The 15617-nt window shown below is 66.4% G+C and carries 15 protein-coding genes; 7 read left to right on the top strand and 8 right to left on the bottom strand.

Translation table 11 applies throughout. The features are described 5' to 3' along the window. Window positions 1-131 precede the first annotated feature (131 nt). The gene (locus tag AC50YM_RS04610; RefSeq protein ID WP_494955797.1) at window positions 132-1088 is read right to left on the bottom strand and encodes an aminodeoxychorismate lyase; all 957 of its coding nucleotides are present in this window, start codon (window positions 1086-1088) and stop codon (window positions 132-134) included. Window positions 1089-1181: 93 nt separating this feature from the next. Between AC50YM_RS04610 and cls the strand changes: the two genes are divergently transcribed. Then, window positions 1182-2657: a cardiolipin synthase gene (gene cls / locus AC50YM_RS04615; protein ID WP_494955798.1), complete on the top strand. Its 1476-nt coding sequence runs from the start codon at window positions 1182-1184 to the stop codon at window positions 2655-2657. A gap of 5 nt (window positions 2658-2662) precedes the next feature. On the opposite strand, the gene pabB is transcribed toward cls, so the two are convergent. From pabB to AC50YM_RS04630, 3 genes are all read right to left on the bottom strand, one after another. Beyond that, entirely contained in the window at window positions 2663-4750 is a 2088-nt protein-coding gene (gene pabB / locus AC50YM_RS04620) for an aminodeoxychorismate synthase component I (RefSeq protein ID WP_494955799.1), read from the bottom strand. Beyond that, the gene (locus tag AC50YM_RS04625) at window positions 4747-5313 is read right to left on the bottom strand and encodes a low molecular weight protein-tyrosine-phosphatase (RefSeq protein ID WP_494955800.1); all 567 of its coding nucleotides are present in this window, start codon (window positions 5311-5313) and stop codon (window positions 4747-4749) included. The genes pabB and AC50YM_RS04625 overlap by 4 nt, the downstream gene beginning before the upstream one ends. Before the next feature lie 90 nt (window positions 5314-5403). After that, on the bottom strand, window positions 5404-5898 hold the full coding sequence (locus tag AC50YM_RS04630; RefSeq protein WP_494955801.1) for a MarR family winged helix-turn-helix transcriptional regulator: 495 nt from the start codon (window positions 5896-5898) through the stop codon (window positions 5404-5406). 198 nt (window positions 5899-6096) lie between these two features. On the opposite strand from AC50YM_RS04630, the gene AC50YM_RS04635 reads away from it, so the two are divergent. From AC50YM_RS04635 to AC50YM_RS04660, 6 genes are all read left to right on the top strand, one after another. Next, the gene (locus AC50YM_RS04635) at window positions 6097-7032 is read left to right on the top strand and encodes an SDR family NAD(P)-dependent oxidoreductase (RefSeq protein ID WP_494955802.1); all 936 of its coding nucleotides are present in this window, start codon (window positions 6097-6099) and stop codon (window positions 7030-7032) included. A 1-nt stretch (window position 7033) separates the two neighbouring features. Further along, entirely contained in the window at window positions 7034-7927 is an 894-nt protein-coding gene (locus tag AC50YM_RS04640; RefSeq protein ID WP_494955803.1) for an amidohydrolase family protein, read from the top strand. Window position 7928: 1 nt separating this feature from the next. After that, window positions 7929-9146: an acyl-CoA dehydrogenase family protein gene (locus AC50YM_RS04645; protein ID WP_494955804.1), complete on the top strand. Its 1218-nt coding sequence runs from the start codon at window positions 7929-7931 to the stop codon at window positions 9144-9146. An 86-nt stretch (window positions 9147-9232) separates the two neighbouring features. Next, a complete protein-coding gene (locus AC50YM_RS04650) occupies window positions 9233-9688 on the top strand; it encodes a MaoC family dehydratase (RefSeq protein WP_209742095.1) in 456 nt (151 codons plus the stop codon). A 42-nt stretch (window positions 9689-9730) separates the two neighbouring features. Continuing rightward, on the top strand, window positions 9731-11098 hold the full coding sequence (locus AC50YM_RS04655) for an MFS transporter (protein ID WP_494955805.1): 1368 nt from the start codon (window positions 9731-9733) through the stop codon (window positions 11096-11098). Window positions 11099-11151: 53 nt separating this feature from the next. Further along, window positions 11152-12738 (top strand): acyl-CoA synthetase, encoded by a 1587-nt coding sequence (locus AC50YM_RS04660; RefSeq protein WP_494955806.1) that lies wholly within the window; start codon window positions 11152-11154, stop codon window positions 12736-12738. Between the two features lie 20 nt (window positions 12739-12758). Here AC50YM_RS04660 and AC50YM_RS04665 read toward each other — a convergent pair whose 3' ends face one another. The 4 genes from AC50YM_RS04665 to AC50YM_RS04680 all read right to left on the bottom strand — a co-directional run bounded on the left by AC50YM_RS04665 (window position 12759) and on the right by AC50YM_RS04680 (window position 15597). Then, window positions 12759-13382: a LysE family transporter gene (locus tag AC50YM_RS04665; protein ID WP_494955807.1), complete on the bottom strand. Its 624-nt coding sequence runs from the start codon at window positions 13380-13382 to the stop codon at window positions 12759-12761. Window positions 13383-13467: 85 nt separating this feature from the next. After that, complete coding sequence (locus AC50YM_RS04670) at window positions 13468-14019, bottom strand: dihydrofolate reductase family protein (protein WP_494955808.1); 552 nt, start codon at window positions 14017-14019, stop codon at window positions 13468-13470. 232 nt (window positions 14020-14251) lie between these two features. Then, window positions 14252-14710, bottom strand: a complete 459-nt coding sequence (locus tag AC50YM_RS04675; RefSeq protein WP_494955809.1) for a hypothetical protein — start codon at window positions 14708-14710, stop codon at window positions 14252-14254. 71 nt (window positions 14711-14781) lie between these two features. Then, entirely contained in the window at window positions 14782-15597 is an 816-nt protein-coding gene (locus tag AC50YM_RS04680; protein WP_494955810.1) for a class I SAM-dependent methyltransferase, read from the bottom strand. Window positions 15598-15617: the final 20 nt, after the last annotated feature.

The raw sequence follows: 15617 nt of genomic DNA on the forward strand, positions 1-15617 counted from the left end.
CAGATCCTTGTTTGTGGTGTGGTGTACTGGGATACCCTGCAACGCGTGTTCATTTGTGCCCCCTTCCGGTGGCCGGGAGGGTCCGGAGTGGCCCCCGCGTTGGGGTGTGGGGTGAAGGGGTGTCGGGTGGGTTACTCGATGGTGGCGTAGAGGGCGTTGAGTTCCGCCGTGAGTTGCCGGCGCAGCTCGGGGGTGCCGATTTCCTTGCCGTCGATGTGGTTGACGGGCGCCAGCAGCCGGATGCTCGAGATCAGCCAGACCGCGTCGGCGTCGTACAGGTCCTGGGGCTCCAGCGGGCCGTAGCCCAGCTCCCAGCCGGCGGCCTTGGCCGCCGTGAACAGGGCACCCTGCGAGGTGCCGGGCAGGATCCCGCTGTCGAGCTGGGGCGTGATGAGCCGCCGGACGGTGTGGACCCCGCCGGCCCCGTCGTCGGAGGTCTCCAGGTGCGCGAGCAGCACGGTCGACGTCGGGCCCTCCAGGACCCGGCCGTCCGCCGAGGTGAAGATGACGTCGTCCGCGCCCTGGGTGTGTGCGTAGCGGAGCGCGGCCATGTTGACGGCGTAGGAGAGTGTCTTGGCGCCCATCAGCAGCCACGGCGCCCGTTCGCCGACTTCGCTGTCATAGCCGCGGTCCAGCAGGATGACATCGACCCCGGTCTCGCGCTGCCGCCGCCCGGTCGGTCCGGGGGCGGAGGCCTGGACCCAGCAGGTGGGCCCGGCTGCACCTTCGACGCCGCGGGTCACGAGGAGCTTGACCACGAGTTCGTCGTCATCGCTGCCTGCGGCGCCCGGCACGTGCTGGCGCCGGTATTCGCCGATTGCCGTCGTGATCGCCCGGCGCCAGGCGTCCTCGGCCGGGATGTCCAGGTCCAGCAGCCGGGCGGACCCGGCCAGCCGGTTCAGGTGCGCCTGGAGCTTGCGCGGCTGCCCGCCCACGGCCAGCAGCGACTCGAAGACCCCGTCGCCGCGGGTGGCGCCCTGGTCTGTCGCCATCAGCTGCGGCTTGGTGGCATCGGCCAGCCGGCCGTCGTCGAACGCGGGATCCAGGAAGACCAGCACCGGGGCAGGGGCGGGGGCAGGAGAAGTCATGGCTTCAGCTTAGTGCGGCGCGCCGCGGGATAGGATTTGAAGGTTGCCCGTTCCGGAACTGTTCCGCGGGTCTGGAACTTGAGGGGTTCGCCTGTGCTGTGGCCATTTTCGCTGGCGGAAACGCTTCCGTCGTGGGTGATCCTGATTTTGACTGTGGTCGACCTCGTCATCCGGGTGGTGGCGCTCGGCATCATCCCTGGAAACCGCCGCCCCACCACGGCCATGGCCTGGCTCCTGGTCATTTTCTTTGTCCCGGCGGTGGGCGTGGTGCTTTTCCTGCTTTTCGGCAACTTCCGTCTCTCCCGCAAACGCCGGGCGCAGCAGGACGCCGTGAACACCCGGGTGCGCGCCGGCGCATCGGATCTGGCGATGCAGGAAAGCCGCTACGAGGGCCCGGAATGGGTGTCCTCCGCGGCGGAACTGAACAAAACCCTGGGCTCGCTGCCGATGGTCGACGGCAACCATGTCGAGCTCCTGCCCGGCTACCCGGACTCCATCAAGGCCATGGCCGCCGCCGTCCGTAAGGCCGAGACCTTCGTCAACGCGGAGTTCTACATCCTGAGCTCGGACCACATCACCGATGACCTGCTGACCGCGATGGAGGAAGCCGCGGAGCGCGGCGTCGAGGTCCGCCTCCTGTTCGACCACCTGGGGACGCTGCGGATCAAGGGCTACCGCAGGCTGATCACCCGGCTCAAGGCCAGCAAGATCCGCTGGCGGCCCATGCTGCCGCTGAACCCGCTGCAGGGGCAGTGGCGCCGCCCGGACCTGCGCAACCACCGCAAGATCATGGTGATCGATGGGGAGGTCGCCTTCACCGGTTCGCAGAACCTGATCGAGCCGTCGTACAACAACCCGCGGCACCGCAAGCTCGGCCGCGAATGGGTCGAGCTGATGGCCTGCCTGCGCGGGCCGATCGTCACCACGCTCAACGTCGTCTTCGCCACCGACTGGCTCAGCGAGACCGACGAGTCGCTGGAGGGCCAGCTCGCGCACCGCCCCGAACTGCACGCCGGCAACATCACGGCGCAGGTGGTGCCCAGCGGTCCGGGCTTCATCACCGAAAACAACCTGCGGCTCTTCAACACCCTGATCTACTCGGCGCAGCGCAAGATCTCGATCTGCAGCCCGTACTTCGTCCCGGATGATTCGCTGCTGTATGCGGTGACGACGGCGGCGCAGCGCGGCGTCGACGTCGAACTCTTCGTCTCGGAAAAGGGTGACCAGTTTCTGGTCCACCACGCCCAGCAGTCCTATTACGAGGCGCTGCTGGAAGCCGGCGTGAGGATCTACCTGTACAAGGCGCCGTTTGTGCTGCACGCCAAGCACTTCACAATCGACAACGAGGTCGCCGTGCTGGGCTCCAGCAACATGGACATGCGCTCCTTCTCGCTGAACCTGGAGGTCTCGGTGATGCTCCTGGGCGAGGACATCGTGCGCCGGATCAGCGCCGTGGAAGACAGCTACCGGGACATATCGCGCGAACTGACGCTCGAGGACTGGATGAAGCGGCCCATTGGCGTCAAATACGTGGACAACGTCGCGCGGCTGACGTCCACCCTGCAGTAGCCTGGTCAGCCGGCCGGGAAGTCCGCGCCGAGGGCAGAGAGGACGCCGAAGGCCTTGGTCCGGATCTCCTCGTACTCCTCCTGCGGCGAGGAATCGGCCGTGATCGCGCCGCCGACGCCGAGGCTGAGTCCGGTGCCGCCCCCGGCCCGGCCGGTGAGCACGAGGGTCCGGATGGCGACGGCGAGATCGGTCGCGCCGCTGAGCGAGAAATAGCCGATCGCGCCGGCGTAGATCCCCCGGGGTGCGCCCTCGAGCCGGTCCAGGATGGCCATGGTGCTGACCTTCGGCGCCCCGGTCATGGACCCGGCGGGGAAACACGCCGCGACAGCCTCGGCCCGGGGCATCCCGGGCCGGAGCCGGGCATCGATGGTACTCACCATCTGGTGCACCGTGGCGTAGCTTTCGATCGCGCAGAGCCGGCTGACCGAGACCGAACCCGGCACCGCGAAGTGGCTGAGGTCGTTGCGCAGCAGGTCCACGATCATGATGTTCTCGGCGCGGTCCTTCGGCGAGGACGCCAGTTCCTGCCGCAGCAGCGCGTCCCTGGCGGGGTCCGGGTCCCGGTGCCGGGTGCCCTTGATCGGCTCGGCGCGCATCCGGCCGTCGGCCGCGATCCGGAGGAAGCGCTCCGGCGAGGTGCTCGCCACGGTGAGGTCCCCGAACCGCAGGAAGCTGGCGAAAGGGGCGGGATTCCGCCGGCGCAGCGCGACATAGGTCTGGAACGGGGCCGGGGCGGCGGCGGGAAGTTCGGCCGTCAGCGCCGTGGTCAGGCAGACCTCATACGTGTTGCCCTCGGCGATCTCGTGCTGTGCGTCGGCAATTTTGGCCTTGTAGGAGATCTCCGAGTCCCGCGCAGCGAAGTCCAGGGGAGCGGAGCCGGCAGCGCGAGGTTCGACGGCGCCGCGGCCGCCCGCCGCCGGCTGCCCGGATGGTCCCTCGAGCGCGGTGGTGCGCGCCGTGTCCAGCCAGTCGTCGGCGCCGGAAGCGTCCAGTGCCAGCAGCCAGGCCGTGTGCTCCACATGGTCCAGGACCACCGCGCGGCCGGCGAACAGCAGGCAGGCGTCGGGCGTTTCGGCTGTGACGTCGCTGCCGCCGGTCTCACGTTTGAGTTCGTAGCCGAGGTAGCCAAGCCACCCCAGGGTGAAGTCGCAGGGGTAGTCCTCGGGGCCCTGGAGCCGGCGGCGGCCCCAGACACCGTCAAGCCAGCGGAAGAATGACCCTTCAGCACGGACGACGGCGGTGCCGACGCTCACGCTGGTGGTCCCCGAACAGTGCCGGACCGACTGGCCGAACGGGCCGCCGTCGTCCGCCAGGATGCTGAAGCGGCTCCGTTGCACGGCAGCGCTGCCTTCCGGCGCCGCGCCGCCCTCCGGCCCGGCATCCCGCGGGTCCATTGAGGAATCGAGCCAGACGGCATTGGCGGACTGGCCGAAAAGGGTCTCGAACAGTGCGGCCGGGTCCGGGGTGGCGTCGATCCGTTCCGCGCGGAGTTGGAGGCCGCGGCGGGCGGCAAGTTCCGGGAGCAGCACGGGAGACAGCGCCGGAAGGTACTGGAGGGCCTGCAGCACATCCGCCGGAGCGGCGCCGTCAGCCAGGTTGAGCACCCGGACGTCGGCTGCGGCGGGGACGTCGTCCCCGGCCAGCCACTCCTGCTCCTGCGCGGCCCATGGGTCCCAGTAGGGTTCGTAGCTGTCACCGTCGCGGGCCAGGGCCCTGGTGCGCCGGTCCGGTTCGGGCGCATCGGTCCAGATCACCGCGCTCAGGAAGGGGCGGGCGGCCGCCGCGGCGGCTCCCACGCCTTCCACCAGGACGATTTCGGCGGGCTGGGTGGTGCGGACGTCGCCGTCGTAGTGCGCCGTCCAGTCCCAGCTGACCCATTCGGCCTTCTCGCCGCGGTGCAGCGGGGCCAGGACCGTCGCGGCGTAGCGTTCAATGCCTGCCATCAGCCCGTTCCAGCCGGGGTAGAGGTCCTCGAGGTGAAAAAGGGAAACCTTGTGGTGCTCGCGGAGCCGCGCCGCCAGTTCGATCGCCAGGGTGGTCTTGCCTGCGCCGGATCGTCCGTCGATGGCGATGATGACGGGTGCGGGACTCATGGAATAGAGCGTACCCGGTGCCCTGTTGAGCCGGGATTTTGCACGCCGGGCCCTCGCTGCCCGAGCTCAGCCCGGACGTGCGCCACGATCCCGGGAAGCGCGGCGTGGATCAGGTCCCAGGTGAGGTCGAAGTCCGCGTGCCCACCGTACCAAGGGTCTTCGATGCCCTGATCGAGGGGGTCCTTGCCCGCAACGGCCGGATCGAAGCTGCGCAACATCCTGATCTTCGCCAGGGACCTGGCGTCCGGCGCCGCCTGCTGCAGCCAGCCGAAATGGTCCACGTCGAGGGCCAGGATGAGTTCGCGGCTGGTGAACCACCCGGCGTCCCATTCGCGGGCCACCTGCTGGTCCGAGGAAATACCCTTGGCGGTGAGCTTGCGGGCGGCCCGCGGGTCAATCGGGCGGCCCACTTCATAGGCCGTGATTCCTGCTGAATCAACCACGGCGCCGGCCAGGCCGGCGGTGGCGATGGCCTCGGCCAGCATCAATTCGGCCATCGGCGACCGGCAGATGTTCCCGGTGCAGACCGCGATGATCCGGTACTGGCTCGACGTTGAGGTCATAGTGCTAAGCATGGATCATGCGGCACATGTTGGCTAATTTCCGGGCTCCGGATATTACAGAAAAGTCATATTGGGTTTACAGATTTCTAACTAAGGGTTCTCGGGAGCTCCGGTCCAGACGGCCTTGCGGAGAATGGACCGCAGTGACGCCACCTCCTCGCCGGTCAGCATCGTCAGCTGGTGTGCTTCCGCAGCCTGGGCGGCCTTCTGGGCGGCAGCATGCAGGGTGCGTCCCGCTCGTGTGGCGGACACGAGTTTCTGCCGCCGGTCGGAGATTCCCGGTTTTCTCTCCACCAGGCCGCGCTGTTCCAGCTCATCGATAAGGGCCACGATCTGGCTGGGATCGAGGCTGAGGAACTCGGCCAACTCGCGTTGCGTGGGTCCCAGATTGCCGCACGCCAGCGCCAGCACAGAGTAGGACCGCTCTTTCAGCCCAAACTCCGCGAGTGCGGCGTTGTTCAGCACGCTGCCAGCCGCGTGCAGTTTGGCCAGCAGGAAGCCGATGTCAGTACTGATGCTTGATGCCGCCAGTCGCGTGGAAGCCCCGCCGGAGCTTTCAGTGGCGTCGCGTGCCTGAAGTGTCATGGTGCCTTCCGGGCTGGTGGCCGAATGGGTCGTTGAATTATTCAATGATCACACGCCTGGGGGACGGCCATTGGATGCATAAATAAATGATTGACATTTTCAAGGATTGCCTTTCTAATTGAAGCAGTCAAGGGAGATGTGCCTCACACACAGGCTCCCGGGGAACATCCGCCGCGAGGCGCAGTGCAAAGGAGCATCATGAGCCTGTCAGGAAAAGTTGCAATCGTCACCGGAAGCGGCCGGGGACTGGGCCTGGCCTACGCCCGGGAGCTCGCCCGCCAGGGTGCCGCCGTCGTCATCAACGACGTCGACGCCGCAGTGGCAGCCGAGGCGGTCCGGACCATTGAGTCTGACGGCGGCCGTGCCGTCGCCGTCGTCGCGCCGGTGGGCAGCAGCGAAGCCGCCCGGCAGCTCGTGCAGACGGCCGTGGAGTCCTTCGGCCGGCTCGACATCCTGGTCACCAACGCCGGCATCCTGCGGGACAAGTCCCTGCTGAAGATGACCGACGAGGACTTCGATGCCGTGATCAATGTCCACCTGAAGGGCACCTTCACCTGCGCCCGCGAAGCGTTCGCCTATTTCAAGGAGAACGGCATAGCCGGCCGCATCATTACCATCGGCTCGCCCACCGGACAGCGCGGCAACTTCGGCCAGACCAACTACGCCGCCGCCAAAGCCGGCATCGTTGGCATGGTCCGCACCTGGGCCCTGGAAATGAAGAAGGCCGGCGTTACCGCCAACGCCGTGATCCCGGTGGCCGCCACCGCCATGACCAAGACGGTCCCGTACTTCCAGAAGGCCGTCGAAGCGGACGAGCGCGGCGAGGCCATGCCCGCCTTCTTCCGCCACGAGCTCGGCTTCGGCACCGCCGACGACGTCGCCGGACTCGTTGCCTTCCTCGCCTCCGACGAGGCGGCGGGCATCACCGGCCAGGCCATCGGCGCCGGCGGAGACCGCCTGCAGCTGTGGACCCACCCCGAGGCCGCCGTGACGGAGTACCGCGAAGGCGGCTGGGGCTATGCCGACCTGATCGATAACTTCGGGAAGCTCTTCGGCGATAAACTGCAGAGCGTGGGCGAGGAATTCCTGCCGCTTCCGGAAGACCTCAAGCCCGAACCGGCAGAGGTCCGCTGACATGGCCTCCCAGCGTTATGAACTCGGCATCGATGCCGAGAAGCTCGACGCAATCGACATGCATGTCCACCTCGAGGTGGACGGCCACGGCCACGAATCCCTGCCGCCGGCCCTGACCGAAGCGTCCGCCAAGTACTTCAAGTCCGAGGACCGCACCCCGTCGCTGGACCGGATCGCCGAGGTCTACCGCGATCTGAACATGGCCGCCGTCGTGTTCACCGTCGATGCCCGCACCCAGCTCAAGCACGAGCCGAACAGCATCGAAGACCTCATCGCCGGCGCCGCGCGGAACAACGACGTGCTGATCCCGTTCGGCAGCGTCGATCCCCGGACCGGCCCGGAGGCCATCCAGGGCGCCAAGCACCAGGCCATCGACCTGGGGGCCCGCGGGTTCAAGTTCCATCCGTCCCTGCAGGGTTTCGACCCGTCCAACGAACAGTTCTACCCGCTCTGGGCCGCCCTGCAGGAACTGGGCCTGCCGGCCATCTTCCATACCGGACAAAACGGCATGGGCGCCGGGCTCCCGGGCGGCTACGGCATCAAGCTGGGCTACTCCAACCCGCTGCTGCTGGACGCCGTCGCCGCGGACTTCCCGGAACTGCAGATCATCATGGCCCACCCCTCGGTGCCGTGGCAGGACGAGGCCAACTCCATCGCCACGCACAAGTCCAATGTTTTCATCGACCTCTCCGGCTGGTCCCCGAAGTACTTCCCGGAATCCCTGGTGAAGATGGCCAACTCCGTGCTGCAGGACAAGGTCCTTTTCGGCACCGACTTCCCGCTGATCACCCCGCAGAAGTGGCTGGGTGCCTTCGCGGACCTGCCGCTCAAGGACGAGGTCCGGCCCAAGATCCTCAAGCACAACGCCGTCCGCCTGCTCGGACTGGGAGGCTGAGATGACTGTCGATACCGAACAGCAAACCCGGCTGTACGGCGTCTGCGACTACTACGACGCCGAGTCCCTGTTGACGGCGGGGGAACGCCGTGTGCTGGGCAGGCTGCGGAGCTTCCTCGACGAGAAGGCGCGGCCCCTGCTGGCCGACTACTGGGAACGCGGCGAGTTCCCGGATGAACTCGCCGAGCCGCTGATCGGCCTGGATCTGATGGAACCGGCTGAACTGAGCGGCCCGGAGGGCAGCCCGGCCCGCGGAATCTACCAGGGCTTCCGGATCTTCGAACTCGCCCGCACCGACGCCTCGCTCGCCACCTTCTACACGGCCCAGGCCGGACTGTTCCGGACCGCCATCCGGGTTGGCGCCTCCGCAGAACAGCAGGCGCAGTGGATGCCGAAAGTCATCGATTTCTCGCTCAAGGGCGTCTTCTCGCTGACCGAACCGGAGTCCGGCTCCGACATCGCCGGCGGGCTCTCCACCACCGCACGCCGGGTTCAGGACGGTGAGGGCGACGGCTGGGTCCTCGACGGCGCCAAACGGTGGATCGGCGGTGCCGCCACCGCCGACGTGCTGGCCGTGTTCGCCCGCGACGTGGCCGACGGCCAGGTCAAGGCCTTCCTCGTCGAGCGGGACGCTCCCGGCGTGACGCTGGAGAAGATCCACGGCAAGACCGCCTTGCGGATGATGCAGAACGCGCACATCACCCTCGACGGCGTCCATGTGCCGGAAGCCATGCGGCTGCACAACGTGAACTCCTTCCGGGACGTCGCGGCCATGCTGCGGGCGATGCGCTCGGACGTCGCCTGGATCGCCACGGGCCTCGCGGCCGGTGCCTTCGAGGCGGCCCTGCGCTACGTCACGGAACGCCGGCAGTTCGGCCGCCCGCTCGGATCCTTCCAGCTGGTCCAGGAAAAACTGGCCCGGATGCTCGGCAATGTCACGTCGGCGCTGTCCCTCGTGGTGCGGCTGACCGAACAGCAGTCCAGGGGCATCTACCGCGACCAGGACTCCGCCCTGGCCAAAATGCAGACGTCGCTGCTGATGCGCGAAACCGTGGCCCTCGCCCGCGAAGTGGTCGGCGGCAACGGCATCACCCTCGAGACCGACGTCGCCCGCTTCCATGCCGACGCCGAGGCCGTCTACTCCTACGAAGGCACCCACGAAATCAACGCCCTCATCGTCGGGCGGGCCCTGACCGGCGAAAGCGCCTTCACCCGCTGACCGGCACGCCACCAAAACCAACGCACCCCGCTCCGGCACCGCCGTCGGACAGTTCCCTACCCCACCCAGCCCTCCAGGAGGACACCATGCCCAATCTCGTCGTCGATTTCGACAAACTGCTCACCCTCGCCGGCACCGATCTCGGGGTCACCGAGTACCGCGAAATTACCCAGGAACAGATCAACAAGTTCGCCGACGCCACCGGTGACGACCAGTGGATCCACGTTGACCCCGAGCGCGCCAAGGACGGCCCGTTCGGCGCCCCGATCGCCCACGGCTTTCTCACCCTCTCGCTCATCATCCCCTTCTGGGGCGAGCTGTTCGACGTCGACGGCGTCACCACCAAGGTCAACTACGGACTGGACAAGGTCCGCTTCACCTCGCCCGTCAAGGTCGGCTCCCGCATTCGCATGCAGGCCACCATCGCCGAGGTCACCGAGGTTAAGGGCGGCGCCCAGATCAAGGTCGCCAACACGATCGAAATCGAAGGCCAGGAGCGCCCCGCCGTCGTCGCCGAGTTCCTCGCCCGCTTCTACAAGTAAAAGTCCTTCCCCAAGAACCCTCCTCTGTTCAAAGGAACAACCATGTCCCAACTCACTCAGCTTCAGGCTATGGGCACCGCCGAGCGGCGCAAGGAAGCCCGCACCGTCATTGCCTCGAGCTACCTGGGCAGCACCATCGAGTACTACGACTTCCTGCTCTACGCCACGGCTGCGGCCGTGGTCTTCCCGAAGGTCTTCTTCTCCGGCATGGACGACTGGGTGGGCGTCGTGGCCGCCTATGGCACCTTCGCCGCCGGCTACGTGGCACGTCCCGTGGGCGGCGTCATCTTCGGCCACTTTGGCGACAAGCTGGGCCGCAAGAACATGCTGATCATCTCCATGCTGATGATGGGCGTCGCCTCCACTCTAATCGGAGTGGTTCCGGACGCCTCCGTGGCCGGTCCCTGGGGCGCTGTGCTCCTGGTGATCCTCCGCGTCCTCCAGGGCATTGCCGTCGGCGGCGAGTGGGGCGGCGCAGCCCTGATGGCACTGGAGCATTCCGAATCCGGCAAGCGCGGCTTTGCAGCTTCCTTCGTCAATGCCGGGGCGCCCACCGGTGCCGTGTTGGGCACCCTGATCATGGGCGCATTTTCGGCCCTGCCCAACGCCCAGTTCCTGAGCTGGGGCTGGCGCGTGCCGTTCCTGCTCTCCTTCGTCCTGCTGGGCATAGGCATGTTCGTCCGGCTGAAGGTTTCCGAAAGCCCCATCTTCAAGGCCGCACTGGAACAGGAAAAGGCCGAAAAGGCACAGGCTGACCAGGAAGCCATCCGCCAGGGCCTCACGGCCAAGCGGGATATTCCGCTGCTGCTGGTACTGCGGCGCCCCAAGACCCTGATCTTCACCATGCTGGCCGGCGCCGCCGGCTTCGCCCTCCAGGTGGTCCTGGCGACGTTCTCGGTGACCTTCGCAGTATCCAAGGGCGCGGACCGGCAGGGTGTGCTGTACGCGTTTGCCGCAGCGTCGGCCCTGTACATTGCGTTTGTCATCCTGGGCGGAAAGATCTCCGACAAGGTGGGCAGGCGGCCGGTGATGATCGGCGGACTGGTTCTCTTCATTATCTACCTGGTGCCGATGTTCCAGCTGCTCTCCTCCAACAACATCATGCTGATCTTCGTGGCATTCGCCATCGGCCTGATGATCCATTCCACGCTGTTCGGTCCCTTGGCGGCCTTCGTGTCCGAGCAGTTCGGCACCACCTCCCGCTACACCGGGGCATCGCTGGGCTACCAGCTGGCAACCCTGCTGGGCGCCGGCTTCACCCCGGGCATCGTGGCGCAGATCTACAAGGACTCCGGGCAGGACACAACATCGGTGGTCTGGTACCTGGCGGCCATGTCGGTGGTCTCCATCATTTTCATCCTGCTGACCCGGGAACCGAAGAACAACGACCTCCAGACCGTCCAGGCCTGACCCTTCATCGGGTCCCGTGCAACGGGCTAACCTCACAGTAGAAAGGATTCGCCATGGAAAATTTTGGCATCGGCTCATGGCTGCAACGTCGCCGCCCGAAGTCCGGAAGCAAGACCGCCCTGATCAGCGGAGACCGGGAACTCAGTTATGAACAGTTCGCGGACCGGACCCTGCGGCTCGCCAACGCCCTGCGGGACCGCGGCGTGGCCAAGGGGGACCGGGTTGCGTACCTGGGCGAGAACCACCCGTCTTTCCTGGAGACCCTTTTTGCCTGCGGCACACTGGGCGCCATCTTCGTCCCGCTCAACACCCGGCTGGCACCCCCGGAAATCCAGTTCCAGCTGCAGGACTGCGGTGCCGGGACCCTTGTCCATGCCGGCAGCCTCGGCGACCTGGCAGCCCGCGGGTCGGCCGGCACGGCAGTGGCGAGACTCGTCGTCGTCGACGATTCCCTTGACGGTTCCTCGGCCAGTGCGGCAGGCGGCGGCGTGCAGGCTGCCCGCGGGGCGGACGCAGCGGCGGTGGAGGACTTTGAGGACGTGTTGGCCTCCGCCGGGAACCAACCCATCGACGAACCGGTCACGCTGGACGATGGCGCCATGATCCTCTACACCTCCGGAACCACGGGCCGTCCAAAGGGCGCCCTGCTGACCCACGGCAACGTCACGTGGAACTGCATCAACGTGATCGTGGATTTCGATTTCTCCTCGCAGGACGTGGCGCTGATGATTTCGCCGATGTTCCACGTCGCGTCCCTCGACATGGGCGTACTCCCGACGCTGCTCAAAGGCGGAACGGTCATCCTCGAATCCAGGTTTGACCCCAGCCGGGTCCTGGCCCTCATCGAGCAGTACAGCGTCACCACTATGAGCGGGGTCCCGACCACCTATCAGCTCATCTGCGAACATCCCGCGTGGGCCTCGACGGACCTTAGCTCGCTGAACAAGCTCACCTGCGGGGGGTCCGCGATCCCGATGCGGGTGCTCGACGCCTATGAGTCCCGGGGCCTGCAGATCGGCACCGGCTACGGCATGACCGAAACCGCGCCTGCAGCCACGGTCCTCCCCGCGGCGCGGTCCCGCGACAAGGCCGGTTCCGCCGGGCTTCCGCACTTCTTCACCGACGTCCGCATAGCCGACCCAATAGCCGGCACCGCGGAGCCCGGAACTGGGGGAGAGATCCAGATCAAGGGTCCCAATGTGATCCGCGAATACTGGAACCGGGCTGACGCCACCGCCGAGTCATATGCGGAGGGTGGCTGGTTCAAGTCAGGCGATATGGGATACAAGGATGACGACGGCTTCGTCTTCGTCTCAGACCGGATCAAAGACATGATCATTTCCGGCGGCGAGAACATCTACCCCGCCGAGGTGGAACAAGCCATCACGGAACTGGAGGCGGTGGGAAGCGTGGCTGTGATTGGCGTGCCGGATGAGAAGTGGGGTGAAGTGCCCCGGGCGGTCGTCCTGCTGCGTGAGGGGGCCCAACTCACTGAGGAACAGCTCAGGCGGTATCTGGAAGGTCGCCTGGCGCGCTACAAAATCCCCAAGTCCGTGGTGTTTGTCGATGAGATGCCCCGGACAGCCAGCGGCAAGATCAGGAAGGCTGACCTGCGGAAGCTGAATTCCGTGCAGCAGTGACCGGCTGCGGCCACCGGCTGTCAGTGGATGAGGGCCAGCATCACGCCGACCGCCATGAACAGCACGCCGAATGTCCGGTTGAGGATCCGCTGCCCGCGGGCATCGTGGGTGAAGCGCTGAAAGGACTTGGCCGCAGCGGCGAAAAAGAACCACATGACCAGGATGTCAATCACAATCACGGTGGCGGACACGATCAGGTATTGCGGGAGCAGCGGATTCTCCGGACGGATGAACTGCGGCATAAAGGCGAGGAAGAAGACGACCGCCTTGGGGTTTAGGAGGTTCACCCAGAGGCCCCGGCGGAACATGGAGAACGCCGGCTCGTTGCGCAGGGCGGCGGCCTTTTCCTGGTCGAGATCGGGTTTGTGGCGGAACTGCTGGATGCCCAGGTAGACAAGGTAGGCGGCGCCGGCGTAGCGGATCACATTGAAGGCCACCGGCGAACTTGCCACGAGCACGCCGACACCGAGGGCCACAATCACGATGTGCACTACCAGCGCGGCCTGCTGGCCGAGGATACCCCAGATGGAACGCCGGAAGCCGGAATTCAACGAGTTGCTCATAGTGTTGATGGCGCCCGCGCCGGGCGTGAAGCTGATCAGGACACCGGCGCCCGCCAGGGCCAGCCAAAGGGAGGGTTGCACTGATTCAGTGTACGGCCGCGGACCCCACATTTTCCGCCGGGTGCTGCCGGCCGTCGGGAAGCCACCGGGGGGCCAGACGCTCCCCTCAGCTGGCGCGGAGGCCGTAGCTCAGAATCATGTTGCCCTTGCTGGTCTGCTGGGACGACTGCAGCTCAAGCCGGGTCAGGGGATCGCCGTCTTCGAAGAGCCTGCGGCCACCGCCCGCGATCACGGGATGGACGATCAGCATCAGGCTGTCGAGCAGCCCGGCGAACAGCAGTTGGCGGACGAGCGAGATGCTGCTGAAGACGCCGATGTCGCCGCCGTCGCCGTTCTTCAAGCCCGCGACGAAATCCTCCAGCGGCCCCTCAATCAGTTGCGAATTCTGCCATGCCAGCTCGCCGGCCAGGGTCCGGGACGCCACAAATTTGGGCAGCGGGTTGATAAACGCGCCGAAGTCGGCGTCGGCTTCTGCGTTCGGCCAGTACTCCGCCCATTGCTGGTAGCCAACGCGGCCCAGGAGACCGGTATCGATCCGGCCCATCATCTCGCCCATTCCTGCGCCCAGCTCCTCGTCGAAGCTGTCGAATTGCCAGCGGAACGGGTCTTCCACCACACCGTCCACGGAACTGAACAGGCCGGCCGTCACCTTGCGCATGGGATCTCCTCGCCGTGGGGTTTCTGAGAGCACCCTAGCGGCAGATCTTGAAGCAGGGAATACCCCGGCCGCGACAGTGCTGCGATCCGGGCAGTCACCAGCCGCGGGTCGGCCGTTGGAGGCAGGCGGTCCGGGCGCGGGCCAGCTCCTCATCACTCAGTGCTGCTGCGCCGGGCCGGAGCGGCCGTTCCCTGCGCCCTTCGCTAACGGGGAGGCCGATATGCCAACGCGCTCAGCCACACTTGCCCAGCTTTGAATGCGACCAGTGGAACCTGGTCCTGGGCAGGTCCGCATAACGTGGATACTGGTCAAAGTACGAACGCGCTCGGGCTGACATGTAGCCAGTTTCGTCGATGGCGAAGTGGCCGATCAGCTGGATTCCCCGTTCGGCTGCCTTCGCTTCCAACGCCAGGGCCTCCTCGAGAACCGGATCCGGGTAGCCGTAGGCGTCATCGAAGCTGCCGGGATGGGCTATCGCAAAGTACTTCGTGGCTTCCGGAACCAGTGCCGCGAGGACGGCGTCCTGGAAAGGGACAAGGCAGCCCGCGAAATCCCCGGGGAGGACATCCATTTCGCTTAGTTGCATGTCCGCGTCCAGGCAGATCAGTACGAGACTTGGCATCAGCATGCCGTGCTGGATGATGAGCGGGCGGGCGAGTATCTCGAGGTCAAAACCTGCTTGGATGATCATGTTTTGATGCTAAGAAACCTGCCCTTCGAGCTCCAGAGTCCGCCCCGGCTATGTGGACAACGGGCTGACGCTTACGCCCGGGCGATCACTTCGCCGTTGGGGATCAGGAACCAGCCGTCATCGGTGGAACCCCAGCGGTGCCAGCCGGCTGAGATCCGGGCCAGGTCCGCGGCGTTCGCGAAGCCGTACTCGAGCGCCTGGTCCGCGAAGGCTGAGTGCAGCACTCGTTCACCCCAGACCCGGGCCTGCCAGCGGCGCTGCTGGTCGGTGGCATAGAGCCAGTTGCTGCTGGACGGTGCGACGTCGGTAAACCCGGCGGACTGGGCCCAGGAAACCAGGCGGCGGCCGGCGTCGGGTTCGGCACCGTTGCGGCGGGCGATCCGCTGGTAGAGCTCCATCCATTCGTCCAGTTCGGGGACGGCCGGGAACCAGCTCATGCCGTGGAAATCGGCGTCGCGCACCGCCACAATCCCGCCCGGCTTGGCGACGCGGCGCATCTCCCGCAGGGCGGCAACGGGGTCGGTCAAGTGCTGCAGAACCTGGTGGGCGTGCACGACGTCGAACGTCTCGTCCTCAAAGTCAAGGTCGTAGATGTTGCCGGCCACGAATCCAACGTTCTGCACGCCGCGCTCGGCCGCGAGGGCGGTCGCCTGGCCGATCACCTCGGGCGAGCGGTCCAGCCCGGTAACTGTTCCGGGGAAGACGAGACCGGCGAAATCGCACGTGATGCTGCCCGGCCCGCAGCCGACGTCGAGCACCGAAACCCCGGGGGTGAGGTGCGGGATCACAAACGCCGCGGAGTTCTCCGCCGTCCGGGAGGCATGGGCGCGGACGACCGACTCGTGGTGGCCATGGCTGTACACATCTTCAGGCTGCTGCGCACTCATAAGGAAAAGCTACCGCTCCG

The organism is Pseudarthrobacter sp. RHLT1-30-1, assembly GCF_059383415.1.

Coding starts and splice junctions, on each gene's coding strand:
- AC50YM_RS04670 (WP_494955808.1), bottom strand. CDS start 14,019: ATGCGCAAGGTGACGGCCGGCCTGTTCAGTTCCGTGGACGGTGTGGTG.
- AC50YM_RS04650 (WP_209742095.1), top strand. CDS start 9,233: ATGCCCAATCTCGTCGTCGATTTCGACAAACTGCTCACCCTCGCCGGC.
- pabB (WP_494955799.1), bottom strand. CDS start 4,750: ATGAGTCCCGCACCCGTCATCATCGCCATCGACGGACGATCCGGCGCA.
- AC50YM_RS04640 (WP_494955803.1), top strand. CDS start 7,034: ATGGCCTCCCAGCGTTATGAACTCGGCATCGATGCCGAGAAGCTCGAC.
- AC50YM_RS04680 (WP_494955810.1), bottom strand. CDS start 15,597: ATGAGTGCGCAGCAGCCTGAAGATGTGTACAGCCATGGCCACCACGAG.
- AC50YM_RS04630 (WP_494955801.1), bottom strand. CDS start 5,898: ATGACACTTCAGGCACGCGACGCCACTGAAAGCTCCGGCGGGGCTTCC.
- AC50YM_RS04635 (WP_494955802.1), top strand. CDS start 6,097: ATGAGCCTGTCAGGAAAAGTTGCAATCGTCACCGGAAGCGGCCGGGGA.
- AC50YM_RS04655 (WP_494955805.1), top strand. CDS start 9,731: ATGTCCCAACTCACTCAGCTTCAGGCTATGGGCACCGCCGAGCGGCGC.
- AC50YM_RS04675 (WP_494955809.1), bottom strand. CDS start 14,710: ATGATCATCCAAGCAGGTTTTGACCTCGAGATACTCGCCCGCCCGCTC.
- AC50YM_RS04660 (WP_494955806.1), top strand. CDS start 11,152: ATGGAAAATTTTGGCATCGGCTCATGGCTGCAACGTCGCCGCCCGAAG.
- AC50YM_RS04625 (WP_494955800.1), bottom strand. CDS start 5,313: ATGACCTCAACGTCGAGCCAGTACCGGATCATCGCGGTCTGCACCGGG.
- AC50YM_RS04645 (WP_494955804.1), top strand. CDS start 7,929: ATGACTGTCGATACCGAACAGCAAACCCGGCTGTACGGCGTCTGCGAC.
- AC50YM_RS04610 (WP_494955797.1), bottom strand. CDS start 1,088: ATGACTTCTCCTGCCCCCGCCCCTGCCCCGGTGCTGGTCTTCCTGGAT.